This is a genomic window from Photobacterium sp. J15 (genome assembly GCF_963870815.1).
Classification (GTDB): Bacteria; Pseudomonadota; Gammaproteobacteria; order Enterobacterales; family Vibrionaceae; genus Photobacterium; species Photobacterium marinum.
In genome coordinates this window covers 1,256,982-1,283,542 of record NZ_CAWMUI010000001.1, presented here as the reverse complement: position 1 = coordinate 1,283,542, position 26,561 = coordinate 1,256,982, and the positions used below count along the sequence as shown (strand labels likewise).

22 protein-coding genes are annotated in these 26,561 nt (G+C 47.1%); 8 read left to right on the top strand and 14 right to left on the bottom strand.

The window, feature by feature from the left end; translation table 11 throughout:
• Nucleotides 1–89: 89 nt before the first annotated feature.
• Entirely contained in the window at nt 90–716 is a 627-nt protein-coding gene (locus tag AACQ93_RS06160) for a GNAT family N-acetyltransferase (RefSeq protein WP_064602907.1), read from the top strand.
• Nucleotides 717–797: 81 nt separating this feature from the next.
• A complete protein-coding gene (locus AACQ93_RS06155) occupies nt 798–1,271 on the top strand; it encodes an FKBP-type peptidyl-prolyl cis-trans isomerase (RefSeq protein ID WP_007462114.1) in 474 nt (157 codons plus the stop codon).
• A gap of 94 nt (nt 1,272–1,365) precedes the next feature.
• On the opposite strand, the gene AACQ93_RS06150 is transcribed toward AACQ93_RS06155, so the two are convergent.
• The 8 genes from AACQ93_RS06150 to hinT all read right to left on the bottom strand — a co-directional run bounded on the left by AACQ93_RS06150 (nt 1,366) and on the right by hinT (nt 8,330).
• Nucleotides 1,366–2,655: an NAD(P)/FAD-dependent oxidoreductase gene (locus AACQ93_RS06150; RefSeq protein ID WP_064602905.1), complete on the bottom strand. Its 1,290-nt coding sequence runs from the start codon at nt 2,653–2,655 to the stop codon at nt 1,366–1,368.
• 207 nt (nt 2,656–2,862) lie between these two features.
• Entirely contained in the window at nt 2,863–3,405 is a 543-nt protein-coding gene (ycfP, locus tag AACQ93_RS06145) for an alpha/beta hydrolase YcfP (protein ID WP_064602903.1), read from the bottom strand.
• A 111-nt stretch (nt 3,406–3,516) separates the two neighbouring features.
• Nucleotides 3,517–4,377, bottom strand: a complete 861-nt coding sequence (locus AACQ93_RS06140) for a DUF6279 family lipoprotein (protein WP_064602897.1) — start codon at nt 4,375–4,377, stop codon at nt 3,517–3,519.
• Between the two features lie 125 nt (nt 4,378–4,502).
• Entirely contained in the window at nt 4,503–5,357 is an 855-nt protein-coding gene (locus tag AACQ93_RS06135) for a phosphotransferase (protein ID WP_064602895.1), read from the bottom strand.
• A 31-nt stretch (nt 5,358–5,388) separates the two neighbouring features.
• Nucleotides 5,389–5,982: a penicillin-binding protein activator LpoB gene (lpoB, locus tag AACQ93_RS06130; protein WP_036798405.1), complete on the bottom strand. Its 594-nt coding sequence runs from the start codon at nt 5,980–5,982 to the stop codon at nt 5,389–5,391.
• Nucleotides 5,983–6,045: 63 nt separating this feature from the next.
• Complete coding sequence (locus AACQ93_RS06125) at nt 6,046–6,432, bottom strand: YcfL family protein (protein WP_007462107.1); 387 nt, start codon at nt 6,430–6,432, stop codon at nt 6,046–6,048.
• 2 nt (nt 6,433–6,434) lie between these two features.
• A complete protein-coding gene (locus AACQ93_RS06120; RefSeq protein WP_064602893.1) occupies nt 6,435–7,820 on the bottom strand; it encodes a COG3014 family protein in 1,386 nt (461 codons plus the stop codon).
• A gap of 159 nt (nt 7,821–7,979) precedes the next feature.
• Entirely contained in the window at nt 7,980–8,330 is a 351-nt protein-coding gene (hinT, locus tag AACQ93_RS06115) for a purine nucleoside phosphoramidase (protein WP_036798496.1), read from the bottom strand.
• A gap of 378 nt (nt 8,331–8,708) precedes the next feature.
• On the opposite strand from hinT, the gene AACQ93_RS06110 reads away from it, so the two are divergent.
• Both AACQ93_RS06110 and pyrC read left to right on the top strand, forming a co-directional pair.
• A complete protein-coding gene (locus tag AACQ93_RS06110) occupies nt 8,709–10,712 on the top strand; it encodes a methyl-accepting chemotaxis protein (protein ID WP_064602891.1) in 2,004 nt (667 codons plus the stop codon).
• Between the two features lie 219 nt (nt 10,713–10,931).
• Nucleotides 10,932–11,963 carry a dihydroorotase gene (pyrC, locus tag AACQ93_RS06105; protein WP_064602889.1) on the top strand — a complete coding sequence of 344 codons (1,032 nt, stop codon included), beginning with the start codon at nt 10,932–10,934 and terminating at the stop codon, nt 11,961–11,963.
• 78 nt (nt 11,964–12,041) lie between these two features.
• Here the strand turns inward: pyrC and AACQ93_RS06100 are convergent, their stop codons facing one another.
• The 4 genes from AACQ93_RS06100 to AACQ93_RS06085 all read right to left on the bottom strand — a co-directional run bounded on the left by AACQ93_RS06100 (nt 12,042) and on the right by AACQ93_RS06085 (nt 19,067).
• Complete coding sequence (locus AACQ93_RS06100; protein ID WP_064602888.1) at nt 12,042–15,110, bottom strand: efflux RND transporter permease subunit; 3,069 nt, start codon at nt 15,108–15,110, stop codon at nt 12,042–12,044.
• A 1-nt stretch (nt 15,111) separates the two neighbouring features.
• Nucleotides 15,112–16,197, bottom strand: a complete 1,086-nt coding sequence (locus AACQ93_RS06095) for an efflux RND transporter periplasmic adaptor subunit (RefSeq protein WP_064602886.1) — start codon at nt 16,195–16,197, stop codon at nt 15,112–15,114.
• Nucleotide 16,198: 1 nt separating this feature from the next.
• A complete protein-coding gene (locus AACQ93_RS06090; protein ID WP_007462095.1) occupies nt 16,199–17,233 on the bottom strand; it encodes an efflux RND transporter periplasmic adaptor subunit in 1,035 nt (344 codons plus the stop codon).
• A gap of 325 nt (nt 17,234–17,558) precedes the next feature.
• The gene (locus tag AACQ93_RS06085) at nt 17,559–19,067 is read right to left on the bottom strand and encodes a fumarate hydratase (RefSeq protein WP_007462093.1); all 1,509 of its coding nucleotides are present in this window, start codon (nt 19,065–19,067) and stop codon (nt 17,559–17,561) included.
• A gap of 297 nt (nt 19,068–19,364) precedes the next feature.
• Here AACQ93_RS06085 and pabB point away from each other — a divergent pair, with 297 nt between their 5' ends.
• From pabB to AACQ93_RS06065, 4 genes are all read left to right on the top strand, one after another.
• On the top strand, nt 19,365–20,768 hold the full coding sequence (gene pabB, locus AACQ93_RS06080) for an aminodeoxychorismate synthase component I (RefSeq protein WP_064602884.1): 1,404 nt from the start codon (nt 19,365–19,367) through the stop codon (nt 20,766–20,768).
• Nucleotides 20,769–20,931: 163 nt separating this feature from the next.
• Nucleotides 20,932–21,537 carry a CoA pyrophosphatase gene (locus AACQ93_RS06075; RefSeq protein WP_064602882.1) on the top strand — a complete coding sequence of 202 codons (606 nt, stop codon included), beginning with the start codon at nt 20,932–20,934 and terminating at the stop codon, nt 21,535–21,537.
• Between the two features lie 190 nt (nt 21,538–21,727).
• Nucleotides 21,728–22,984 (top strand): aromatic amino acid transport family protein, encoded by a 1,257-nt coding sequence (locus AACQ93_RS06070; RefSeq protein ID WP_007462088.1) that lies wholly within the window; start codon nt 21,728–21,730, stop codon nt 22,982–22,984.
• Between the two features lie 239 nt (nt 22,985–23,223).
• Nucleotides 23,224–24,585, top strand: a complete 1,362-nt coding sequence (locus tag AACQ93_RS06065) for an L-serine ammonia-lyase (protein WP_007462087.1) — start codon at nt 23,224–23,226, stop codon at nt 24,583–24,585.
• Nucleotides 24,586–24,683: 98 nt separating this feature from the next.
• On the opposite strand, the gene AACQ93_RS06060 is transcribed toward AACQ93_RS06065, so the two are convergent.
• Nucleotides 24,684–25,655 carry an ADP-ribosylglycohydrolase family protein gene (locus AACQ93_RS06060; protein ID WP_064602880.1) on the bottom strand — a complete coding sequence of 324 codons (972 nt, stop codon included), beginning with the start codon at nt 25,653–25,655 and terminating at the stop codon, nt 24,684–24,686.
• Between the two features lie 161 nt (nt 25,656–25,816).
• Entirely contained in the window at nt 25,817–26,404 is a 588-nt protein-coding gene (locus AACQ93_RS06055) for an acetate uptake transporter (RefSeq protein WP_007462085.1), read from the bottom strand.
• Nucleotides 26,405–26,561 lie beyond the last annotated feature (157 nt).

The following is a 26,561-nucleotide window of genomic DNA, read 5'->3' as shown; positions in this document are numbered from 1 at the left end:
CGAAATAAGAGCAATCAGAATAAGTAAATTATGCTGATTGATATCAGACATATAACCCGGCAAACATTCAGGGATTGATATTACGCCGTATGAAATCTGACTTTAAATTTACTACCACCCGACTACTCTTTCGCCCCTTTAAGAGGGTTGACTTACATGCCCTCTACGAGGCAATTACCTCATCAGCCCCCGAACTCAGCCCATGGTTAGTCTGGTGTAAAGACAATTACCATCCCGATGATGCCTACGACTGGATCAACGCCAGCCGTCAAAACTGGTTAAACGACATAGGTTATGAACTAGCGATTTTTGACCGACATAACTTAGAGTTTATCGGGGCTATATCCCTAAACAACGTCTCACAACAGCTCAATTCAGCCGAACTGGGTTACTGGATAAAGACAAGCTGCCATCAACAGGGCTTTGCAACAGAAGCCTGCCGTGCCATGGCCGCCTTTGCCTTCAATGCTTTAGGATTGACTCGACTGGAAATTGTTGTACATACCGGCAACCTTGCCAGCCAGCGAACAGCCCTCGCCTGCCAGGCAAAATTCGAAGGTACTGCAAGAAACAGGATTTACGCTCAGGACAAAGCTTGTGACGGGCTGGTATTTTCACTGATCCCTAAAGACTTGGCTTCAGACTCCCTCTTTGACGAAAAAAGCGGAGAAGCAGTACAAGTTAATTCAGCTGACAGACTTCAAAGAAAACAATAGATCCAGTTACTTAACAATTGGTAGGAATGCAAAGCATCAGGTAGTATTAAAACCAATTTCAAAAACAAACAGGTATTTATCGTGTTTAAAATCATCATGGCCATTGTGATTATCGGCCTTGTCATCTTCTTTATGCAGCGCACATTTGTTAACAAACAGGCGGCTGAAGACAATATCAAAGTTGGCGCGGAATTCCTGGCTGAAAACCTGAAACAAGAAGGTGTCCAGGTGACTGATTCCGGCCTGCAATACCTAGTTCTGCAACCTGGAACAGGTACTGTTCATCCAAAGGCAACAGATAAGGTGACCGTTCACTATCACGGCACCCTGATTGACGGCACAGTATTTGACAGCTCAGTAGAACGAGGTGAGCCTATTCAGTTTGGTCTGAACCAGGTAATCAAAGGCTGGACTGAAGGCCTGCAACTGATGGTTGAAGGGGAGAAGACACGTTTGTTTATCCCATCTGAGCTAGCTTACGGCAACCGTGCGATTGGCTCAATCCCACCGGGATCCGTACTGATCTTTGATGTTGAGCTAATTAAGGTTAACTAAGCTTTCGAGCTAGTATAACGTTCAATTACATTGCTCCAGAATCGAAAAAACCGCCATCAGGCGGTTTTTTCTTTATCCAGATACCATTACATAATTAATGTAGTTTCAGGTTCGGACGCAACACTCGGTTAATACGACCAACCAACATCATCAGACCGGTCTTAAACAAGCCATGAAGGGCGATTTGGTGCATGCGGTAAAGCGAAATATACACCACACGTGCGATACGACCTTCAACCATCATCGAGCCTTTAGTCAGATTACCCATCAGGCTACCGACAGTAGAAAAACGGCTCAGGGATACCAAAGAACCATGATCATTATAGATATAAGGCTTCTGCTCACGACCAGTCATCTTAGCGACGATATTTGAAAAACAACGACTTGCCATCTGGTGTGCAGCCTGGGCACGTGGCGGTACGAAGCTACCGTCTTCCTGTACGCAAGATGCCAGATCACCGATAACATAAATATCATCATCTCGGGTTGTCTGTAGCGTTGGTTTCACAACCAACTGATTAATACGGTTCGTTTCCAGGCCGGCAATCTCTTTAATAAAATCAGGAGCCTTGATACCTGCAGCCCAAACCATGATCTGAGCCGGAATATGATCACCGTCTTTGGTTGTCAGGCCGGTTTCATCAGCCTGAGTTACCATAGTCGCCGTGCGAACATTGACACCCAGCTTAGTCAGCTCGCTGTGTGCTGCACTGGAAATACGTGGCGGCAATGCCGGAAGAATACGCTCACCGGCTTCAACCAGATTAACATTAAGACGAGAGCTATCCAGATCACCGAAACCGTAGTTGCGCAACTCTTTCACCGCATTGTGCAGCTCAGCCGACAGTTCAACACCGGTTGCCCCACCACCAACAATCGCGATATCGACAGTCTTCTGATCTTTATTCGCGTGTAGCTTGAGGAACTGGTTGTTCATTTCCGTACGGAAACGGTGCGCCTGCTCCGGGCTGTCCAGGAAGATACAGTGCTCACGAACACCCGGCGTATTAAAATCATTAGAGGTTGAACCGATCGCCATAACCAGAATGTCATACTCCAGTTCACGTTCAGGCATCAGCAGTTCATTTTGCTCGTCATAGATAGCAGCCAACTGAATAGTTTTACGTTCACGATCAATCGACTGCAGACTTCCCAGCTGGAAATCAAAATAATGGTTTTTGGCATGGGCACGGTAGCTGAGTGCATCCACACCGGCATCCATAGAACCTGTTGCCACTTCATGCAGCAGCGGCTTCCACAAGTGGCTCGACTTACGATCGACCAGGGTTACAGACGCGCGGCGCTTTCGCCCCAAGGTTCGACCTAGTTTTGTGGCAAGCTCCAAACCGCCTGCACCACCACCGACTACGATAATACGTGTCACGATAACTTCCTCTTACTTTCTAATTTTTTTGCTCAGGCTTTATATCGATTATTCATCCATAAATTACAGATAATAATGCTCTGGCAGACTGACTTAATACCAAACTGAACAATGCTCTGGGCACAAAAAACCGACTCAGAAGTCACTGTTCAATTTGGTATTTTTGCAGACGGATCTACTCCGTCTGCGGAGGGTATAGGAGGCTTTTTACATTGTTTCTTTAAAGGCTTTTATTGTTTGCAGATGCTGCGAGATCTTTTTAAATTTATGGGTTTGTGTCTCGTCCCAGATGATATCGTAATAATCATCCAAAGCATCCTTTGTGCTGCGATTATCTAACACTTCATCATGAGTTGAAAGTATGCAGAGACAATTCCCGGCATTTTTTTTACGAAAATCTGTTACACATTTTGTCGCAATGTCGAGATATTCCTCAGGCCGGTCAATTTTTCCTTCCATATTGGATTCAGGGTTCAGATTAGGGTTAAAAACAACCTGTTTCAAACCACACAAAAAGCCAATACGCTCTGACCAGTAACCGCCTAATCCCACCCCGCAGATAAGCGGATGAGGATCACTGGATTCAGCCTTCAGCTTATGAACTTCTTTGAGCAGATGCTGCATATCGTGCTTGGGATGCAGGGTACTGTAATTGACGAAACGAACATCAGAATCAATAAACTGCAACTGCATTACTTTTTCATGATTACCAGGGCTTGTTGAGTCAAAGCCATGTAAATAAATGATCATCGGTTTCCCCTATCATTTTTCTTATTCCGTTATGAATTTAATCTAACATGTTTTATAAGGTTTAAAAGGTGAAAACTATGACACTTTAGACAAAATTTATTGTGATTATGCTTACTGGTTAATCAAAACCGCGATGTTTTTCCTTATATCCATAATTTTATTTTCGAAGTGTTGCCGCTGGTCATTATGCATACTGTTATTAATACGCCGCAGTACATCAAACCGCCGATTAAGATAAAAATTCAACTCAGTTTGCACTTCCTCATTTTCGAACCGGACCATGCGTTGTAGCAACTGACTGAGCTTAGCTTCGAAGCCGGGTTTGGCTCGCTCTTCCATCAGAGCTTTCCAGTCATCCAGGAAATCATGCCAGAAAAAGAAAAATACTGACTCCATCTCAACCTGGTAACCCGCCATCTCCTTCAACATTTTTTTCTGTTTCGGTGACAATGAACCCAGCCAGAACAATGACATATCTTCGAGTGATTCTGTCCTTTTTTTGACTTTCTGCTTAGTCGTCATGATCGCGCGCTTCTGCCTACGATCTTCTATCTCATTGTTAATGGTATTGTTAAGACGATTTATCTGACTGTCATCAAGCTGGAGCAACATCGCAGCAAGAGGCTTTGCCAACAAAGCCACACTCCCCTCTCCAGCGGCAGTAAAGCGATAGTGATAGTCTTTGACTTGAGTAAAACTAAGCGGCTTATTCATATCTTGCTGCAAATCATCAAGGGCTCGGTGCAACTTGGGCAATTCCTGACGACGATGCACTGTCAATGCTTTTCGCAGCTCATTATCAAAAATCAGTTCCTGACGGGAATCCAGACTGACGAAATCAGACAGGTAGTAAGGGATCCAAAAATCCAGGGTGTTGTAAGCAAGGCGCATAGCGCACCCAGCCAAAAGAAGGAGGAAAATGGAAAAAGCAAACAGACGAGCCAGTTTTTGAGGAATGGTTCGAAGCAACATCAGGATCTCCGCACTATACCTGTCGCCGGTCAGACAACTTACTCAATCAACAAAGGTATAAATATTGTAGACCTGAGTCCGACGAGGATATTTCCTCTAATTTACGACTGATAACGGAAAAAAGCTCACTCCGAGAATGTTGCCAGCTTCTTTTGCAACGTCCGGGCCTCATCAAGGTAACTCGGTTCCGGCCATAGGCCAGCTCCGACGTAATACCAGAGCATTGCCAGATAGTCGCACCACGGCAGCCAGTACTGAACAGCCTGTTGCCAGCGTTGTACATCACTATAGCCCTGCCGCTGACAATAAGCAGATACAGCAAAGGAAACATCAAGTTCATTAGCACAGACAGTCAATGCTAAATCAAATGACGGATCACCAGCTGCGGCATATTCCCAGTCGATCACCCGTTTTATACCATCGGGTTGGCAAACGATGTTGTAGCGTCCCAGGTCATGATGACAACAAGTGTCAGTAAACCAAGAAACCTCTTTTTGTTGCTGAAAAGACTGGTGAATCTGCTCAAGCTGAAGCGATTTAAATTTTGATGGGATAAATTGCCAGTAATGTGCAGCCCGACTCTTAGCATCAAGCCGCCACGCAGGCACCGGAAGAGAATGAATCTCGGCCTGGATCTGAAGTAAATCGTTATCTGTGAGGGCATTATCTGTCGCCTCATCAACCACAGAACCTTCAATCCACTCAACAAGCAAACCTTGTTCAAGCAAAGCAATAGTACTGGGAGCAATTTGATCACAGTGAAGTTGTTGCAGAATATGATGTTCGTGCTGGCGAGAAATACCGAATGCCTGACTAGATTTGCTGACAGGACGCCAGACAGCCTTGATGATTCTGCCTTTAGCGTTATCTTGAAGTTTGAGCGCCCAGCAGCGGTTGCTTAAGCCACCAGTGAGTGGTTGCGCAGATAATATGCTGAACTGAGGCAAAGATGCCAGCAAAGTAGGATCAAATGTACTCACCGGCACCTCACTTCAGAATAACAACAGCTGATTACCAGCCAAGCAGCTTCTTCGCTTCCTGCTTGCGGATCTCTGTTTCATCAGCCCACTCAATCAGGCCTGTTTCCAGATCCATCAAGCGCATTGTCATCTTGTAGTAAACGTCTTTATCGCTACCAGCTTGTTTTACAATGCTCGCCAAGTTGCCGTACATCATATACTCAGCGCCAACCATCTTACCGAACTGAATAGCCGTGCTCTGGTTTACCAGCTCATCGTTGTTCTGAAAGTTCAGTTGCTTACGCACCGCTTCTACACGAGTCATATCAACAAAACGGAACTTACCAGAGTTCAGAAGACGAGTACTTACAGAGTCTGTAATTGATTCTGTATCAATATGTTCGCTGGTTTTGTTCTTAATGCTGTCAACAACGATAATTGGTCGGTTACCGTTAGCTGTGATGTAGGCAACAGAGCCGGAAGACAGCATGCTGTCAGTCATCTCTTCAGCAATTTTTTGCAGGTCTGTTGAACCAAATTCAATAGTGGTGGTTTCCGCTTCCTGCGCATCACCGTAACTCACCTGCTGCGCACAACCACCCAATAATGCGGCTACACCTAATACTGCAATTACGCTTTTTTTCATCTTGTTACCTTTCATTACTATCATCGTAATTTCGTTCAGAACACCAGGCTGAACGCAAACCTATTAATAATCCGCTTCCCGGATGTAGATACGGTATTGTGCTGCCTGCGGCTTTCTTGCCACCGCTTGTAGCATCATGGAGTCTTTACCGTGCAGGACAAACTGACGCCACGGACTATCACTACCTCCAACTTCCAGCCCTTGTGCGTCGTACCAGTAAAAACGGTATTGCAGCTTAAGGTCTGAGTGAACCTTACTGGTCACCGGCACACCGGCCTTAAGTAAACCGTTGACGCGCGATACTATAGCCTTCTCAATATCTAACTGACTTGCCAGCAATGAATTGCCTATCACTACACTCTGGTTACTGCTTTCAATGCTGATACCAGAAGTCGTCGTTGAACAGGCAGACAGCGTCAGCGCAAACAGCAAAGCAAAAAGTTGTTTCATTATCAGCTTCCTCCCAATAATACCGACCACCAGCTCTGCTGGTTGCCCTGTCGTGAAACCCAAACCATAGTTGTTCTTCCGGCAACAACTTCAACATCCAATTGTCTGCCGTTCCAGCTAACCTGATGAGTCCCGGCGTTCAGGTCTTCATGATACAGGCTGACAGACGACGGAAGCGACTGCCAACTCCGGGTATCCGGTTGTTCTGTCAGAGTATTGAAAACATTCGCCAGCAAGTTACCGACATCATTTCCACCTTTAGCTGCAGATTTTCTGACTTCATTTTTTGCCAGAATGCGCAGTGCCTGACGTACAGCGATGGCAGGCATAGCTTCACTGAGGCTAGTCTTGGCCATGTCATCAACACTCGCCAGCTTGCCACCACGTACCGACTGGTTATCCAGCTTAAGCGGACTTAAAGAGTGAGTCACTGTATTCGGGTAGTATGGCAACGCCATGTTATACATAACCCCATCCCCGCGACTGTCGGTCAGCCACAGAGGCAAACGCCAGCCATCACGGGCCTGAACCACACCCTGCTCATCAAAAATCACTAATCGACCTGTGCTACGAGCAGGCTTTTTGTATTTACCGTAACGTGCCTCAAGCTGACGTCGGTCCTGATTCATCTGCAAGCTATTTGCAAGACGTAAAACAGTGTTAGCAACATAAGTGTTACCCGGCGATACCGCCAAGGCCCGCTTATAGTCGACATAAGCGTTGTTCAAATCCCCGTCGGCTTCATAAAGCACACCCGACAGGTAAAATAAATATCCGTTCTGTACAGCAGAAAGCTCTTTCCCTGCATCGGGGTAGCGTGCCAGTACAGAACCAAGGCTCTGGCTAAGCCCCTTCTCTCTTGCTTCTTCAGCAGCGCGGTTCAACTCGGCTTCACGGTTCTTCTTTGCCATTTCCTGGACCATGTTGGCCCGACGAACCTCAACCAGCGCCCCTTCTAAATCATTTTGCTGAATATAATTAAGAGCAAGATACAGATGCATAAAGCCCAGCTCATAATCAGCAGGCTGATAAGTGATCATATTGTCGTTTGTCAGCAGAGCACCGGCCTGGTTAAAGCCTTCCGATATCTGAATCGTCGCTTGACGCTGCTGCTCTTTTACTGCCAGATCAGCCTGTTGCAAAGCAGTAAAACTTTCCGGATATTGCCCGGCAACAAAATTAACTCTTCCACGCTCCATGCCATCGAGAATATCTCCTGCAGGTGCTTCAGGCAGCGATTCCAGTGCCAGCGTATAATTCCCTTGCTGCAGCGCGCTGTGAGTCTCGGCATTTGCAGCACTGTAATGGCTGAAAAGACCCTGAGCCGACAAATTCGCACAGGCAGTCAGAGTTAAGGACAATGCCAGCACAGTGGCACGTTTTAGCATCGTATTAATAACCTAATTTCTAAACAAAAAGTCTGAGTGACCATGGTTCATCTCAACGGTTACAAGTTAACTGAAATCACCTGTAACCAGCTGAAAACATAACTCACTCAGACCCGACCAAACAGCGATAGTTCCCATCGGGAGAGCAAACCTGTTGGTTTATCCGATTAGCATCGGCCCCAGCGGACGGCCGCCGAGAAGATGCATGTGCAAGTGGTAAACTTCCTGCCCACCATGCGGGTTACAGTTAACAATCAGACGATAACCGTCTTCGGCAATTCCTTCTTTCTCAGCTAGTTTACGGGCAACAGTAAACAGGCGCCCCATCATTGCTTCATCCTCGGCTTCTACATCATTAACAGTAGGTAGCAGCTTGTTCGGAATGATCAAAATGTGGCTTGGCGCACGAGGATTGATATCGCGAAATGCGGTTACCAGGTCATCCTGGTACAGGATATCTGCAGGAATTTCTTTACGAATAATTTTACTGAAGATGGTTTCTTCTGCCATTTCATGCTCCATTGTGTTCTTGAATCCAGGGTGTATCCCTAAGTCAGGAGTATGCGCCACTCTGAATTACAGAGCAATATTGAACACCGTTTTAAACAACTTTTCCAGTGAAAATTTCATAAGTTAACCTTTTTTTTGATGCGGCCGTCAAAGTATGTGCGAATGGAGTTCATTTATTATCAAGCGCTATCACTCAGCGCCGATAACTATAAGCAAGGTGATAAGTGAGTCGAATTTGTCATTTTTTGTTGTACTTTTTGTATGCAAAAAAACATATGCTCACAATTTGTACGAAAGCAGAGAACATAATAATAGCTTCGTATTAATCTACTGCTGTGAGAATGCTGTCGCTCACATCTGGTGTTATTTAGGGATATTATGAAGACAACGAAACAAACCTCAGTTATACGACGAATGTACACTGGGTTTGCGGTAATGGTTTTACTTTTTGCCGCAACAATTTACCTGATGCTGGATGGGACGAGCCGCATCTATCGCCAGCTTGAGACGGTCACTGTCGACGCGCTTCCGTTGGTCTCTTTGTCTAACCAAACCAGTGTCCGGCTTCTGGCTGCTGATAAGATCTTCAAAGATTTTCTGACCAGCAAGAATCCGGATCGCATGACTGCCTACGAAGGAAACTTCAGTAAAGCACACGAAACATTTAATCAGGCCCTCAACCAACTTGTCGATGCAGCCGAAGGCAACCCGGCCCTAAGTTCAAACCTGAATAAACTCATTGCTTTGGAAGATCGTTACTTTAATGAAGCACGATCTGCAATGAGCAATTACCGCACCCAACTACTAGCCCAAGAAGAGAGATTGAAATCCGCCCGCCGTTTCCAGCAGCTTCACGGTGAGCTGGATATGCGGATGAAAGAGTATGTTGAAGATCAAACCAGCATCTCGATCAAAATGATGGCCAAGAATTACTTTGTCAAATTACGTCAAACTGAAACGATCACTTCTGACGCACTGGCAACAGATGATATCGCGGTTATCGAAAAAGCGGTCAAAGATAACAAACGCTTTGTAAACCACCTTAATAATGCCTACCGCTCATTGTCTTCAATGATCCCTGAGCTTAAGCCGACTTTCGATAAATCCATCGACCAATACACCCGTGATATCGGAAAATCCGGCGGTGTACTTGATGCTCATTTCCGCTATGTCGACTCCCGCAATAAGCTCTATGACAATATTGCCCGCCTGGCGGCAGAAATCGACCAAGCCACCAACCTGCTGGACACTTTCCGAACCCAGGCTAACAATCATATGGATGAAGCCATTGCCAACGCTGATAATGCTTACAGCAGTGGCCTGAGCAATGCCATTCTTATCGGTGTCATCGTTACTCTGTTTGCCGTCTTTATCGGTTGGTACCTGGCACAAAGTGTTCGCAAACCCTTGCAGTCAACACTGCTGACACTGGAAGCTCTGACCGACGGCGATATGACCAAACGCAGCGAGCTGAGCCAGTTCAGGGAATTTGATCGGTTAAACCGCCATATAAATACACTGGCAGATAACCTACAGGAAGTACTGGGTAAGCTGAGCCAGGCTTCAGGCGAACTGACCACTGTAGCGGAAGAAAACCAGTCCACCACATCACAGGCAAAACACCGCCTGAACGAACAACGTCATCAAACCGCGTCCGTTGCCACGGCGATGACAGAGATGGAACAGTCCGTCACCGATGTCTCGCACAGTGCACAAAATACGATGGAGCGGGTAAACGAAGTTGAGCAGGCATCCAATACCGGTCGTGAAGTCATGAGCCGAAATATCAACACGGCGCACCTATTATCCGAACGACTGGATGAATCTGTCCATGCAGTTTCAAACCTGCAAGAGATGAGCAGTAGTATTGGCTCCATCCTGGATGTGATCCGCAACATTGCCGACCAGACCAACCTACTGGCACTGAACGCAGCTATTGAAGCAGCTCGGGCCGGGAATCAAGGCCGTGGTTTTGCCGTCGTTGCCGATGAAGTTCGGGTACTGGCCAAGCGAACCACCGACTCCACCGCTGAAATTGAAAGCATGATCCAGCGCCTGCAATCCAGCTCCGGACAGGCAGTAACTGTGATTCAGGGCTGCGTCAGCGAAATGGAAAACAGCATTACTCAAGCATCGGATGCCAACAGTGCAATGGAAGAAATTCAGGCTATCATTCTTGAAATCAGCCAGATGAGCTCACAAATCGCTCAGGCAGCAGAAGAACAGCGCAGTACCACTGGGTCTATTGCCCGCAGCCTTGAAGACATCAGCCATATTGCCGACTCCAACTACAGCGCAATGGAAGAAGTTGCCGAAGCCAGCACTAAGCTCGACACCCTCGCCCACCAGCAGAATGATTTAGTTCTGCGTTTCAAACTGTAATAACAGGTAATTCCAATAGCCCTGAGCCTTATAGCTCAGGGCTATTTCATGACTCCCAACCTTATATTTCTCATATCTATAACTCGCCCAGAGAAAACAGCCTGACAGCAGCAAACGATTGCTCCTTTTCACATCAATCAGATACACTGTTTGAAAATCAGCCTTTACTTACGAAAAATATGCTTTTAGAATCGGGCAAATTTTTTGGGAGGGAACACTATGACGACGATTACAATCACACGCCCTGATGACTGGCACTCACATTTGCGTGATGGCGAAGTGTTAAAAGATACGGTTCGCGACATCAGTCAGTGTATGGGGCGAGCAATCATAATGCCGAACCTGGTTCCACCGGTTACCGATACTGAAGCTGCTCTTTCCTACCGCGATCGTATCCTTGCCGAAAAGCCTCAAGGCAATTTCTCTCCTTTAATGACTCTCTACCTCACCGACAACACCTCTCCTGAAGAAATTCGCAAAGCCAAAGCAACCGGACATATCTACGCTGCCAAGCTCTACCCTGCCGGTGCCACTACCAACTCTGATTCCGGCGTTACCTCTGTAGACAAAATTCTGCCAACCCTGGCAGCCATGGAAGAAGTCGGCATGCCTCTGCTGATCCACGGCGAAGTCACCACCCACGATGTAGACATCTTTGACCGTGAAAAAACCTTCCTGGATACAGTGTTGAGCCCAATCGTAGAGAAGATGCCCAACCTGAAAATTGTCGTAGAGCACATCACAACCAAAGAGGCGGTTGAGTTTGTTCGCAATGCCGGACCGAATGTGGCGGCCACCATTACAGCTCACCACCTGCTATTCAACCGCAACCACATGCTGGTCGGCGGCATCCGTCCTCACTTCTACTGTCTGCCAATCCTTAAGCGTAATACGCACCAACAGGCATTAATCGAAGCTGCAACAAGTGGTAGTACTAAATTCTTCCTGGGTACAGACTCAGCTCCACATGCCCAAGGCCGTAAAGAATCGGCCTGTGGCTGTGCCGGCTCTTACACAGCACATGCCGCTATCGAGCTGTATGCAGAAGTTTTCGAGCAAGCCAGCGCACTGGATAAACTGGAAGCTTTTGCCAGCTTCAACGGCCCTGACTTCTACGGCCTTCCGCGTAACACTGACACCATCACCCTAACCAAAGAAAGCTGGACCGTACCGGAAACCATGGCTTTCGGCAGCGACGTCGTAGTGCCAATTCGTGCCGGTGAGCAAATTCAGTGGAAAGTGATTAAATAAAACTGCCTCAGTTTCTTTAGTCATTAAAAAAGGGCTCCCGAAATGGAGCCCTTTTTAGTTGTAAGTTGCTTGTCAGCTTTAGCTTTCAGCAGGTAACGCCACGGAATGGAACAGGCGATACAACACTGGAACCACAATCAAAGTCAGGACGGTCGCGAAGCCCAGACCAAACATAATGGTTACCGCCATTGGCTTAAAGAACACATCCGGCAGCAGCGGGAGCATACCCAGGATTGTGGTCACCGCCGCCATACATACAGGACGAACACGGCTGACTGCCGCATCCACCACAGCACTGTATTTTTCCTTACCACTGCTGATTTCAATTTCAATCTGATCCAACAGTACGATACCGTTCTTAACCAGCATCCCTGACAGGCTGAGGAAACCAAGTAGGGCCATGAAGCCAAACGGAGTATTCAACAGCAGCAAGCCGGTTGTTACCCCGATCACTGCTAACGGCACTGTCGCCCAGACAATCAGCGCTTCCTTCACTTTATTGAACAAGAAGATGGTGATCAGGAACATGAACAGGTAACCCATTGGCATAGTCTGGAACAGAGAAGCCTTGGCATCAGCAGAAGATTCATACTCACCTCCCCACTCCAACGAGTATCCAGGAGGGAAGTCAATCGCTTCAATTTGAGACTGAATTCGTCCCTGTACCGTCGCAGCAGTCTCCTCACCCAACGGGTTTGGATCAGCCATGACAGTCAGCATCCGCTTACGGTTCTTACGTGCAATCAACGGGTCTTCCCACTGAATATTCACGCCCTGAAGTACCTGTTGCAACGGAACATAACCTGCAATTGCCGGACTCCAGATCTTCATGCCTTCCATAGTGGTAACATCAACACGTTCATCTTCAGGCAAACGTGCCACAATCGGCATCAGGTTAGTACCGTCACGATACAGTCCCACGGTTAGGCCGGAGAAAGACATCTGCAATAAATCATCCACATCTTTCTTGGTTATACCGTAACGACGGGCCTGGCTCTCATTGAAGATTGGCTCCAGCACTTTGTTTCTTTCACGCCAGTCGTGACGAATATTGAATGCACCGGGATCCGCATTCATGATATCGACAACCTGCTTAGCAAGGCTACGCAGTACAGTCGGATCCGGACCGACCAGGCGAGCTTCGATTTTGGCGCCGGATGACGGGCCAAGCATGATTTGCTTCAGTTTGTACTCAAGCTCTGGATGCTGTGTATCCAACATCTTACTGAGATCTGTCATGACAGGTATTACATCTTCAAACGATGTTACCCGGATGATCAATTCACCATACGAGGAGTAGCTCTTCTCCGGCGAATAGGTCAGCATAAAGCGTTGCGAACCTTTACCGGCACTGGAGCTGACATAGGTGACGCTCTCATTTTTGCTGATCACACCCTCAAGTTCACTCAGCGTGTCATTGGTCGCCCGAATATCCGTACCTTCCGGCAACCAGATATCCACCATAAACATTGGCGTAGTCGAAGCCGGGAAGAACGACTGCTTAAGTTGTGTAAAGCCAAACAGGCTGGCTCCCAACATGACAAGCAATACAATCACCGTCAGCCACGCCCGACGCATGCAAAATTCAAGAAATGCCTTATACATTACAAAAAGCTTGCCAGCATAAGGATCTGCGTCGGCATCACTGCCGCCAACTTTGGCTTTCTTGAAGAAAAGGTCGGCAAAAAACGGCGTTAGTGAAATCGCAGTGAACCAACTCAGCATCAGAGAAACCAGCAATACAGTAAACAGCGTTCGACAGTATTCACCGGTAGAGTCCTGAGAAAGACCAATCGGCGCAAAGGCCATTACGGCAATCACGGTTGCGCCAAGCAGGGGCCACTTGGTCTGAGTAACAATGTCAGATGCCGCCTGCATCCGGGTTCGCCCCTTTTGCATCCCTATCAGCACACCTTCGACAACCACGATGGCATTATCCACCAGCATGCCGAGGGCGATAACCAGTGCTCCGAGCGATATCCGCTGAAGATCTATCGCCAGCCATTGCATAAAGACGAAAGTACCCAACACGGTCAGTAGCAGAATCAGACCAATCAATACGCCTGAACGCAGACCCATGAAGAACAGTAGCACGATGATAACAATCGCTACCGCCTGTCCCAGGCTGACCACGAAACCGCTGACTGATTTATCTACTTCTGTCGGCTGACTGTAAACTGCGCCGATATCAATGCCGACCGGCTGTTGCTCTTTCAGCTCAGCTAAGCGGCGGTCAACACGCTTACCGACTTCTACAACGTTGACACCGGACACAAACGAAATACCGACATTCAGCGCACGCTTACCGTTATAGCTAACCAAATTAGACGGAATTTCTTTAAAGCCGCGCTTAATTTCAGCCACATCACGCAGGTAAATCAGGCCTTCGGCACCGCTTTCTGTAATAATCAGATTGCCCAGTTCATCAACGTCTTTGAATTCACCTGTCGGATGTACTCGAATGTATTCATTGCCGATTCGTACCGCACCGGCACTGGTCACCAGATTCTGGGTTTGCAAGGTGCTGTAGATGGTATCCGGTGAAATCCCCAAGGTGCTCAGGCGCTGCATAGAGATTTCAATAAACACCTGCTCCTGCTGAGTACCGGTTACCGAAACCTTACCGACACCGTCAACCAGTTCCAGTTCACGACGCAGATAGTCAACGTAGTCACTCAGTTCCCGGTAGCTATAACCGTCCCCGGTAATTGCCAACAAAACGCCAAACACATCACCGAAATCATCAATAACCTGGGGTTCCTGAACGCCCGGCGACAAACTTGGTTTGAGGTCATTAACCTTACGTCGTAATTCATCCCAAATCTGTGGCAAATCATCCGGACCGTAGTTATTCTTCATGGTCACGGTGATCTGAGATAAACCACGGCTGGAAATGGAATTAACCTCATCCACATAAGGCAACTGCTGAATTTCTTTCTCTATCGGGTACGTAACTTCCTCTTCCACCTGCAACGGCGTTGCACCTGGATAAGCCGTTACGACCATAGCATCTTTAATCGTAAATGCCGGATCTTCAAGACGCCCCAGACCAAAGAAAGCCATAGTGCCGCCGATCAGGAAGATCAGTGTGGTCATCCAGCTGATAACCTTATTCTTTATAAAGTAGGCCGCAATATCCTGTTTCATCCTATTCAGCCTCCTTCGTTATAACTCTCACCGTTTGTCCTTCACGCAGACGGTTACCACCTTCAGTCACAATCACTTCCCCTTCCTCAAGGCCGGAGAGTAACCTCACCCCGTTCGGCACCACTTTATCGGTCATGACTTTGCGCTTAGTTACTGTCTTATCATTTTTAAGAACCCATACGTATTTATCTTCCATTGACAGCGAATCACCGTCTTCGTTAAACACGGCACCGAATGGAATAATGAGCTCTCCAGAACGGTAAATTTTCAGTTTTTGCGCATCCGCTTTTACTTCCACGGCCATCCCGTCCAGAATGAACTGACGTCTCGGCATTGGCATAGTCAAAGTAACCAGGAATGAACCTAACTCAGGATCCGGTTCAGTTGTGTATTCCTTCAGGAATGCCCGATATTCGGCACCATCACTGAGAATAATTCTGGCCCCCGGTCTGGATTCCTGAATATCAGACGCCGTACTTTGCGAGTAGATCATATCCGGGGCCTGAATCAGAATATCGACCATGTCGGTACTATGGATGTTCATAATTCCCTGCCCAACCTGTACATTCTCAAACTGCTCAACCGGAACACGGGAGATGACACCGTTAATCGGTGCTTTCAACTCAGTAAACGTCAGCCGCAACTTAGCCAGCTTAAGTTCTGCAAGCGCAGTGCGGCGCTGGGCTTTCAACTCATCAAACTGTGACTGAGCCAGGAAGCCCTGCTCTACAAGCTTGGCCGAGCGGCGGTACTGGCTGTCTGTTACATTGAATTTTGCCTGAGCATCATCAACCTCAAGCTTGTAATCGGTCGGATCCAAACGAGCAAGTAACTGGCCTTTTTTCACTCTGTCGCTGGGGTTTACATAAATATTGGTCACTTCTCCGGGAATACGGAATGAGAGGCTCGACTTATCCGCAGCCGCAGCAACTGCAGGAAAGGTCAGTTTAGGTGCACTTTCAGCCATATCAACAGTTGCGACACTAACCGAAGCAATAATCTCCCTCGGCTCAACAGCCTTTTTTTCACAACCCTGAAGACTCAGCAACATCCCCAACAACACCGGAGCTATGTAGAATTTCTTCATCTTATAATCCCCGCTCCTTAACCCATGCCCGGACTTTTTGTCCTTCCTGAAGCTCACCGACTCCGGATGTCGCAATTGAATCCCCGTCATTCAGGCCTTCAACAACACGTCGGTTATCATCCAGAACAACTTTGACTTTATGGACATTACCCTGCTCATCGACACGCCAGACATAAGTATCTTCACCTTCACGAATAATGGCGCGTTCAGGCACACCACCGGAAGTTCCGCGAGGGATAGCGATACGAACCTGTCCGGCCATTCCGGGTAGCAGGTTATAACCTTCCGGACGAGCCATAGACAGAGTCACTTTATAGCTGGATGTTTTGGCGTCTGCTTCGGTATCAATTTCCTTAAACTGAGCATCAAAGCTTTTGTCAGCAATGGTGTCAAAACTGACTATCGGGCGAGGATCATATTTGCCCTGATAGCGGGCAAGAAGCTGCTCAGGCAACTGGAAGGTAACATTAATCAGTCCTTCACTCTGAATATGCATAACTGGCTCTTTTGCCGCGACATATTCATAATTTTCAACCAAAGAGAGAGAAAGGTTACCGTCATAAGGTGCTAGCAGAGTGGCATACCTTAGGTTGGCTTTCGCTTTATCCAGGGCCGCCTTAGCCTGATTCAGTGCCGCTTTAGACTGGTCATAATCCAGCTCAGAGACCACGTTGGTTTTGCGCAATTCGGTATTTCGCTTGAACTGAACATAAGCCAAAGAATAATTCGCCTGAGCCTGCTCAACCAGTAACTCAAGCTCATCCGTTTTCAGGCTGGCCAGTTTCTGTCCCTGTGTCACCCGCTGTCCCGGATTCACATCCACAGTTTCCAATAATCCAGAAACCCTAAATGCCAGTACTGCTTTATCTCCGGCTTCCACTGTCGCCGGAAAAGTACGAAAAGTATCATTATTTCCGACCGATACGGCCTGAAGTTTCACCGGTCTTGAATCCGGTTCCGGTATTGCTTTTTGCTTATCGCCACACCCTGACAGGAGCAAGCCGGCGATTGCCGTGGCTAATAGCGCTCGTCCCATACTAACCCTCAATTTATTATTCATTATGCTTTGGATTTGAAGCGCAAATTCCTCTTTGGCTTACCATCATCACCCGAAAGCAGGATATACCCATAAGGTAATAGTGTAGCCAATAAAATCGCACAAAAATCCAACAAACCACTAAAAAGAAAGAAAAACAAGTCATTGAAATTAAGCGCGCAACAATACCAACTCATCACATTTTTGACGAGAGAGCAGATTCAGGTTTCAGATAAAATCAGAAGGGAAAAGCTAAAGAGAGGTAAAAAGATCTAAAAAAGGAGCCTAAGGGCTCCTTTTTAATTATTTCAGGGAGAAAAAACGCTTAAACATCCATTTCCGCAATTTTGACTTTCCAGGTATCCGGGCCGGTCTGATGCGCGTTAGTACCTTCCGCATCAACCGCTACTGTTACCGGCATATCTTCAACTTCAAATTCGTAGATAGCTTCCATACCCAGGTCTTCAAATGCTGCCACACGCGCTTTCTTAATCGCCTTAGCAACCAGGTAAGCCGCACCACCGACAGCCATCAGATAAACAGCTTTGTGATTCTTGATTGACTCAATCGCTGCTGGACCACGCTCTGCTTTACCGATCATGCCCATCAGGCCTGCTTTATCCAGCATCATGTCGGTAAACTTATCCATACGGGTAGATGTAGTCGGGCCAGCAGGGCCAACCACCTCGTCACGTACCGCATCAACCGGGCCTACGTAGTAAATAAAGCGGTTTTTGAAATCAACCGGGAAGTCTTCGCCTTTAGCCAGCATATCCTGAATGCGCTTGTGCGCCGCATCACGACCAGTCAGGATTTTACCTGACAGCAGCAAAGTCTCGCCTGATTTCCACTGCTGAACGTCTTCTTTGGTCACTTCGTCAACATTGACACGACGTACACTGTCACCGACTTCCCAAGTCACTTCAGGCCAGTCTTCCAGCTTCGGTGGAGTCAGCTCAGCTGGACCATTACCGTCAAGAGTGAAGTGAACGTGACGGGTAGCAGCACAGTTTGGAATCAAGCAAACCGGTTTGGATGCTGCGTGAGTCGGCGCAGTCTTGATTTTAACATCCAGAACAGTGGTCATACCGCCAAGACCCTGAGCACCGATACCCAGCTTGTTTACACGGTTATAAATATCCAGACGCAGCTCTTCTTCAGCATTCTGAGCACCACGTTCCTGAAGCTCATGGATATCAACATGCTCCATCAGAGATTCTTTTGCCAGTACGGCCGCTTTTTCAGCTGTGCCGCCAATACCAATACCCAGCATACCCGGTGGACACCAGCCCGCGCCCATCAGAGGAACCGTCTTCTCAACCCATTCAGCCACATCGTCAGACGGGTTCAGCATCACCATCTTGGTTTTGTTCTCAGAACCACCACCCTTGGCAGCCACCTGAACTTCCACCTTATCGCCCGGTACCATTTCCACATGGACAACAGCAGGCGCATTGTCGCGAGTGTTCTTACGGCTACCTGCTGGGTCAGCAACAACAGATGCACGCAGCGGGTTATCCGGATTAGTGTATGCCTGGCGTACACCTTCATCAATCATTTCCTGTACAGTCAGATCACTGTCCCACTGCACATTCATACCAATCTTAACGAAACAGGTAACGATACCGGTATCCTGGCAGATTGGACGATGGCCTTCAGCCGACATGCGAGAGTTAATCAGGATTTGGGCGATGGCATCTTTCGCCGCTTTGCTCTGCTCTTTGTCATAGGCTTTTTTAAGGGCCTGGACAAAATCCAGCGGATGGTAATAAGAAATGTACTGTAGTGCGTCTGCAACACTACTTATGACATCTTGTTTGCGGATGACGGTCATAATTGCCCTCGTTGATTATTATCATTCCATGGCGCCCGTATTTTTTGCTTCCAAAAAGAACGTAATTCACATTTACTGTTAACTGCAGGTAGGGAACTATTCGCAGAATAAATGTAATTACACGGCCATGTTCCAAATGGCAGGTGTCCTCAGCGAACTATTGCTACTAAGCCGGAGCCAGCCGTCAATAAAGCACATCGGATCGTCCCTGGGCGTCGTATTAAATTCTGTGTTTATGATACTCTTGCGAACAATTTCGCGCTATGCGCCTGTCGAACAGCTGTCACAAAAAAGAAAATGATTTGTACATCACATCCTTTGTTGAATATTCAACAACTTGATTACACACAAGAAGCGACCCTGTCATGGTTTGAACCTTTGGCGGGCCAGCCATGGTCTATGATATTACGCTCGGCAGCCGAAGATCATCCAGATAATCGCTTTGATATTTTGGTTGCTGATCCTTTAGCCACTTTAGAGACCCACGGTGACATAACCCGTATTAATTATTCCTGTGGCGAGCAAAAAAACAGCAACGAAGATCCATTTAAACTATTGGAAAAAGTACAAAATACCCTGCTGCCAACGCTTGAGCCGCTGGACGACGTTCCGTTCATCGGCGGTGCTCTAGGTTACTTTTCCTACGATCTTGGTCGCCGGGTGGAGAAAATTCCTTCAATCGCCCACCATGATATTTCTACGGCTGATATGGCAGTCGGCATTTACGACTGGGCATTGATTGCCGATCACCACAACCACCAGTTATATCTCATCTCACCTAAAGATAGTGATCGTTTAGCCTGGCTGCAGGACAAAAAAGACAGCTTTGCTCAGAAGCACAAAAAACATGATGCACAACATAATCCTGCATTTGAATTAACAAGTGCGTGGCAGGCCAACATGACCCAATCGGCCTATTGTAGTAAATTTGGACAAGTTCAAGAGTACCTACTTTCCGGAGACTGCTACCAAATCAATCTGGCCCAGCGCTTTGAAGCCACCTATAAAGGGGATGAATGGAACGCTTACCTTAAGCTGGAAAAAACCAATGGCGCACCATTCTCCGGCTTTATTCGAACAGCTGAAAACACGGTACTTTCTGTATCGCCGGAACGCTTTCTGCAACACAATCAGGGCTATGTTGAAACAAAGCCAATTAAAGGCACTCGTCCACGTGGTACAAATGAGAAGCTTGATCGGCAATATGCTGATGAGTTACGTCATGCTGATAAAGACAGGTCAGAAAATCTGATGATTGTTGATCTGCTGCGCAATGATATCGGCCGCGTGGCCAAGCCTGGCTCTGTGAAGGTGCCGAAGCTGTTCGATATTGAGAGCTTTCCTGCAGTTCATCACCTGGTAAGTACGGTAACCGGAGAACTGGACAGCAGCTATTCACCACTCGACCTGCTACGCGCCTGTTTCCCTGGCGGCTCCATCACCGGCGCTCCGAAAATTCGGGCTATGGAAATCATTGAAGAACTCGAACCTCACCGACGCAGCGTTTACTGTGGCAGTATCGGCTATATCAGTCGCTGTGGGCGAATGGACACCAGCATTACAATCAGAACACTGGTTTCTCAACAAAATACCCTGTATGCATGGGCCGGCGGCGGGTTGGTAGCCGACAGTCAGGCAGACAACGAGTATCAGGAAACATTGGACAAACTGAGCAAAATTCTGCCAATCTTAGAGAAGTAGCAAACTTTTCCAACAGAAAAAGAAATCAACAATACTGTAGATACTCTGGATTTCGCCCTCGGAAAAGCCTCAAGGGTAATATCAAACAGCCGTTTTACATTTTTTTGTCATAAAAACGGCCTATAATGACAAGAGTATCCACAGTCACAACCATGGATGGTTTATGAATACCCAGCAGCAGTTGTTAGCACGGTTTCTGCTAGCCCCTCAAAAAAGCAATGACTCAGGCCTTGCGGCCAGAGTTAGGCTGTCTGCTGCTGGTTCCACCTCCCGCAAACTCAAGCAAGCGGCAGTTCTCATTCCACTTGTTCCTCGCAACAACAGCTACAATGTCGTTTTAACGAGACGAGCAGACCATCTGAAGCACCACCCCGGCCAAATAGCCTTTCCGGGAGGACGATATGAGTCAGAAGATGTTGATCTTATTGATACAGCCATACGAGAGACTAAAGAAGAAACTGGTATTTTATGCAATAGAGGGAGTATATTAGGCCACCTTCCTTCACTATCAACAATCAGTGGTTATATCGTCACCCCTTATGTGTCTACAATATCGGCAAACTACACGCCAACTCTGGACAAAAACGAGGTTGATGAGCTGTTTGAAGTACCCATCGAGTATCTGTTAAACCCGATGAATATACGCTCTTCCCAATTCGTCATCAACGGCTCAGAAGTGAATATCTATTCAATATCCTTTCATAACCACGCAATCTGGGGTGCTACTGCACAGATGGTAAAACTGCTGTCAAAACAGCTCTGGTATTAGAAAAACTAATCCTGGAAATAAATCTCGATAATTTTACTCCTCAAACACGTGTGATCGCGATCACTTTTAATTGTATTGCAATTTGCACCCATTACATAACGCGATCTTGATCAAAGTTTTCCTCCCGTAAATCATCAAAATGCGCGCCGTTCCTAATTTCCGTTCCGTAACAAAACTTTGGATATAAACCATGAATAAGACATTAAGCTCGACTTCAGCCACTAGCGCTGAAAAAGCAAGATGGACCTATAAAGATTTTACTTGGGCACTTTCTCTGTTCGGTACCGCTGTAGGTGCTGGCGTACTGTTCCTTCCGATTAAAGCGGGTGCTGGCGGTTTCTGGCCACTAGTTATCCTGGCCCTAATCGCAGCACCAATGACTTGGTTCGCTCACAAGAGCCTTGCTCGTTTCGTTCTTTCCGCTAAAAACCCTGAAGCAGATATCACTGATACTGTAGAAGAACACTTTGGTAAAGCTGGCGCGAACATCATCACTTTCGCTTACTTTTTCGCTATCTACCCAATCGTTCTGATCTACGGTGTTGGTATCACTAACACAGTTGATTCTTTCATGGTTAACCAGATGGGCATGGAATCTCTTCCACGCTGGATTCTTTCTGGTGGCCTGATTCTGGCGATGACTGCAGGTGTAGTTTTCGGTAAAGAACTGATGCTGAAAGCAACTTCAGCGATGGTTTACCCTCTGGTATTCATCCTGCTTGCTCTTTCTATCTACCTGATCCCTGGCTGGAACACTTCTATGATGGAAGTAGCACCAGACTGGAGCTCACTGCCTGCAGTTATCTGGCTGGCAATCCCAATCATCGTGTTCTCTTTCAACCACAGCCCAATCATCAGCCAGTTCTCTAAAGAACAGCGCCGCGTATACGGTGACGATGCTGCGAAGAAGACTGACATGATCACTGGCGGTGCAGCGATGATGCTTATGGGCTTCGTAATGTTCTTCGTGTTCTCTGTTGTACTGTCAATGTCTCCAGAGCAGCTGGCAACAGCTCAAGCACAAAACATCAGTGTTCTGTCTTACCTGGCTAACATCCACGAATCTGCGCTGATTTCTCTGCTTGGTCCACTAGTTGCCTTCGCAGCTATCACTTCAAGCTACTTCGGCCACTTCCTGGGTGCTCACGAAGGTCTGGTAGGTCTGGTTAAATCTCGCTCTGAAATGCCAGTAAGCAAGATTGAAAAAATCTCTCTAGGTTTCATCGTAATCACTACTTGGATCGTTGCAGTAATCAACCCAAGTATCCTGGGCATGATTGAAACTATGGGTGCACCGATGATCGCTGCAATCCTGTTCCTGATGCCAGTTTTTGCAATGTACAAAGTACCTGCAATGGCTAAGTACAGCACATCTGCACCAGCACGTATCTTCACAGCTCTATGTGGTATCGCTGCAATTACTTCAGTAGTTTACGGCGCATTCTAAAAGAACCACCACAAATGTTGTGAGAATTATCTGTTACAGCTAGTTATTCTAAGAATTTGTGCTGGAACGCATAGTCTTCTGAGACAATTAGCGTAGAATAGATGATACTTAAGAGCAGGGACGCGCACAGTACCTGCTCTTTTTTTACAAAATATCTCGCCAAGGAAGGGGCGAGAATAAATAAAACTAAACAGTCTTGGTTGGAAGCAAGATTGCTTCCCCTGGCTGAGGTAATAAGCATGATCAGTGTTTTTGATATCTACAAAATTGGTGTGGGTCCTTCCAGTTCGCACACTGTTGGTCCAATGAAAGCAGGTAAAGAATTTATCGATGACCTGCGAGCAATGGGCAAACTGCGTGACATAACTAAAATTACCGTTGACGTATATGGTTCGCTTTCTCTTACCGGTAAAGGTCACCACACAGATATCGCTATCATCATGGGTCTTGCGGGCAACAGCCCTGAGCACGTTGATATCGATAGCATTCCAGGCTTCATGGCACGTGTTGAAGAAACCGAGCGTCTTCCTGTCGGTATGCACTGTCACACTGTAGAATTTCCTCGCGAAGGCGGTATGAACTTCCATACTTCCAACCTTCCCCTACACGAAAACGGCATGACCATCCACGCGTGGATCGGTGATGACGAAGCTTACACTAAGACTTACTACTCTATCGGCGGTGGTTTCATCGTTGACGAAGAAAACTTCGGTAAAGAGGCAGAAAGCAGTGTAACTGTCCCTTACATGTACACAACAGCCGAAGAGCTGGTAAATCAGTGTAAGGAAAGTGGTCTGTCTGTTAGCTCGCTGGTTATGTGCAACGAGCGTGCAATGAATGCAGAAGAAGAGATCAGCCGCTACTTCGCCAGCATCTGGAAAACAATGCGCGAATGTATGGAACGTGGTATGACCGAAGAAGGCATTCTTCCTGGTCCACTACGTGTGCCTCGTCGTGCAGCTGCACTACGCCAACAGCTGATGACAACTGAGAAACTAAGCAATGACCCAATGACTGTTGTTGACTGGGTTAACATGTTTGCTTTCGCAGTTAACGAAGAAAACGCAGCCGGTGGTCGTGTTGTTACTGCACCAACTAACGGTGCCTGCGGTATCATTCCAGCGGTTCTGGCTTACTACGACAAGTTCATCCAGACTGTAGGTCCTAAAGAGTTCACTCGTTACTTCGCAGCTTCTGGCGCTATCGGTGGTCTTTACAAGCGTAACGCATCTATCTCTGGTGCTGAAGTTGGCTGTCAGGGTGAAGTTGGTGTTGCATGTTCTATGGCAGCAGCTGGTCTTGCAGAACTGATGGGCGGTAGCCCTGAACAGGTATGTATGGCTGCAGAAATCGCAATGGAACACAACCTGGGTCTGACTTGTGACCCTGTTGCTGGTCAGGTACAGGTTCCATGTATCGAACGTAACGGTATTGCTGCTGTTAAAGCAATCAACGCTTCTCGTATGGCACTTCGTCGCGCATCTGAGCCTCGCGTATCTCTGGATAAAGTTATCGAAACGATGCTTGAAACAGGTAAAGATATGAATGCCAAGTACCGTGAAACATCTCAGGGTGGCTTGGCAATCAAGGTTATCTGCTAATCTTCAGACCTTCTGAATAGAAAACCTCAAAGCTACCCTTCTAGGGTAGCTTTTTTTATATCTGAGATTTGCCTCACTTTTATATTGATTCAATTTTTTCACGTCAGTATCAGACCCGACTTTTTCAGCAGCGCCTCTATATCTTCAGCCAGCGCCTCTCCATCCTGCAACGTAGTGACCCAGGAAATCGGAATCCCCTTTTCGTCACCAAAGCCATAACAGGCCCCTGCCAGTGCACCGACCAAAATCCCTCTCCCGCAGGAATCCCCGGAAGCCAGAATATTCATCCGAATTGCCTCTGTGTAGCTTTCGCTGTTTTGCAGTATCCAGGCAGCTAACGGCAGGCTGTCTGCCAGGTGGCAGGCCTGATTGACGATCGTCAGCACATGGCTGAGCTCATTCTGCTCAACACTTAAGTTTCGAACCAACTCGATATTGTCCCGAATCGCTTCCGGAGACTTTATTTTCAGGACATTGAGCACCGGCTCCATCCGACGGGAGCGCAATGCTTCATTAAGAGCACTGGCAAAAGCTTTGGCACAAGCCAGAGCTGTTTCATTTTGATGGGTAATACCGACAATGCGCTCAATTTCAAGATCCAGCTGTTCAGAAGGTAACTTCAGCGATACAAGCGCCGGTATAGAACACAGAGCCGGATTCTGATCATCATCAGAACCGGAATCATCCGGCCATTCATCAGGCATAAGCGAAAAAAGAGTTAGCAGCAATGCTTTGGTCGGGCTGTCTATGTAACCAATAAACTCACCGCCGGGACCAAAGTAATCTAAGACCTGCTGCTGGATATTGCGGGTACTGATATCAGGCTGACTCAATAACCGTATGTATAAGGCAAGCCATTCCCCATAAGCCGTCAACTCTCCAGCAGTGAGTTTGTCATGGGCATAGTAGCCCTCAACCCCTTCATAATGGCTGGCATCAGGCTGAATAAAAGGAAAGTGAGGCAAATTGGAGAGCATACTCACCCGCTCTGGTGAATAGATCCAGTGAGTCCCCATACTGGCAGCATCAGCAACCAGGGCCCCCATCAAAGCAGCATAGCGTTGCGCCATATACCCGTCCCTTCAGCAGAGTAAATACTAAACATAAGCTTATACCAATTTCTGATACAGCCTGTCGCAACTCATGCCAAACAGTTCGAAATGCGCTGGATGCTAAATCCCAGGTACAAAAAAACCCCGCCAGAGCGGGGTTTTTTCAGGAATAAGTCAGATTAAGCAGCAGCTTTCATGCTTGCTTTTTCTTTCTTCTCACCGATTGGCAGAATAGTACGGCCAAATTCGTTGTTAATTACCTGAGCCATTGCAAAGTAAATTGCACTTGCGCCACAGATGATACCTTCGAAACCAGCGATAGTACCGATCAGTTCGCTACCAGTGAAGTCGCGAGCAGCCAGCAGGAAGAACAGAATTGTCAGTGAAGCAAATACGAACTGCTTAGCACGTGGGTAGCATAGAGAGCCGATGAACATGAAACCAGTGAAGATGCCCCACAGTAGTAGGTACCAACCCATGAAGCTTGCTGGGCTTGCTGGAAGACCCATCTTAGGCATAACGATCAGACCAACAAGAGTCAGCCAGAACAGACCGTAAGAAGTAAATGCAGTTGTACCGAAAGTATCGCCACGCTTGAAGCACATTGTGCCTACGATAACTTGGCTCAGGCCACCATAGAAAATACCCATTGCCAGAATCATGGAATCAATTGGGAAAAAGCCCGCATTGTGGATATTCAGAAGGATGGTAGTCATACCAAAACCCATTAGGCCAAGTGGCGCTGGGTTAGCAAGTTTCGTAGACATTTTGTTCCCCTACAGGAGTAATTCAAAAAAACTGATAAAGATTAAAAAATGGGTGCATCGTAATGCGCGGCGAATTCTAATGGATGCCCAGAAGCAAATCAATCCTAAATTAGACGAAAAAACACCCAAAGAAGAAAAAAGATCATTTGAGGCTGAA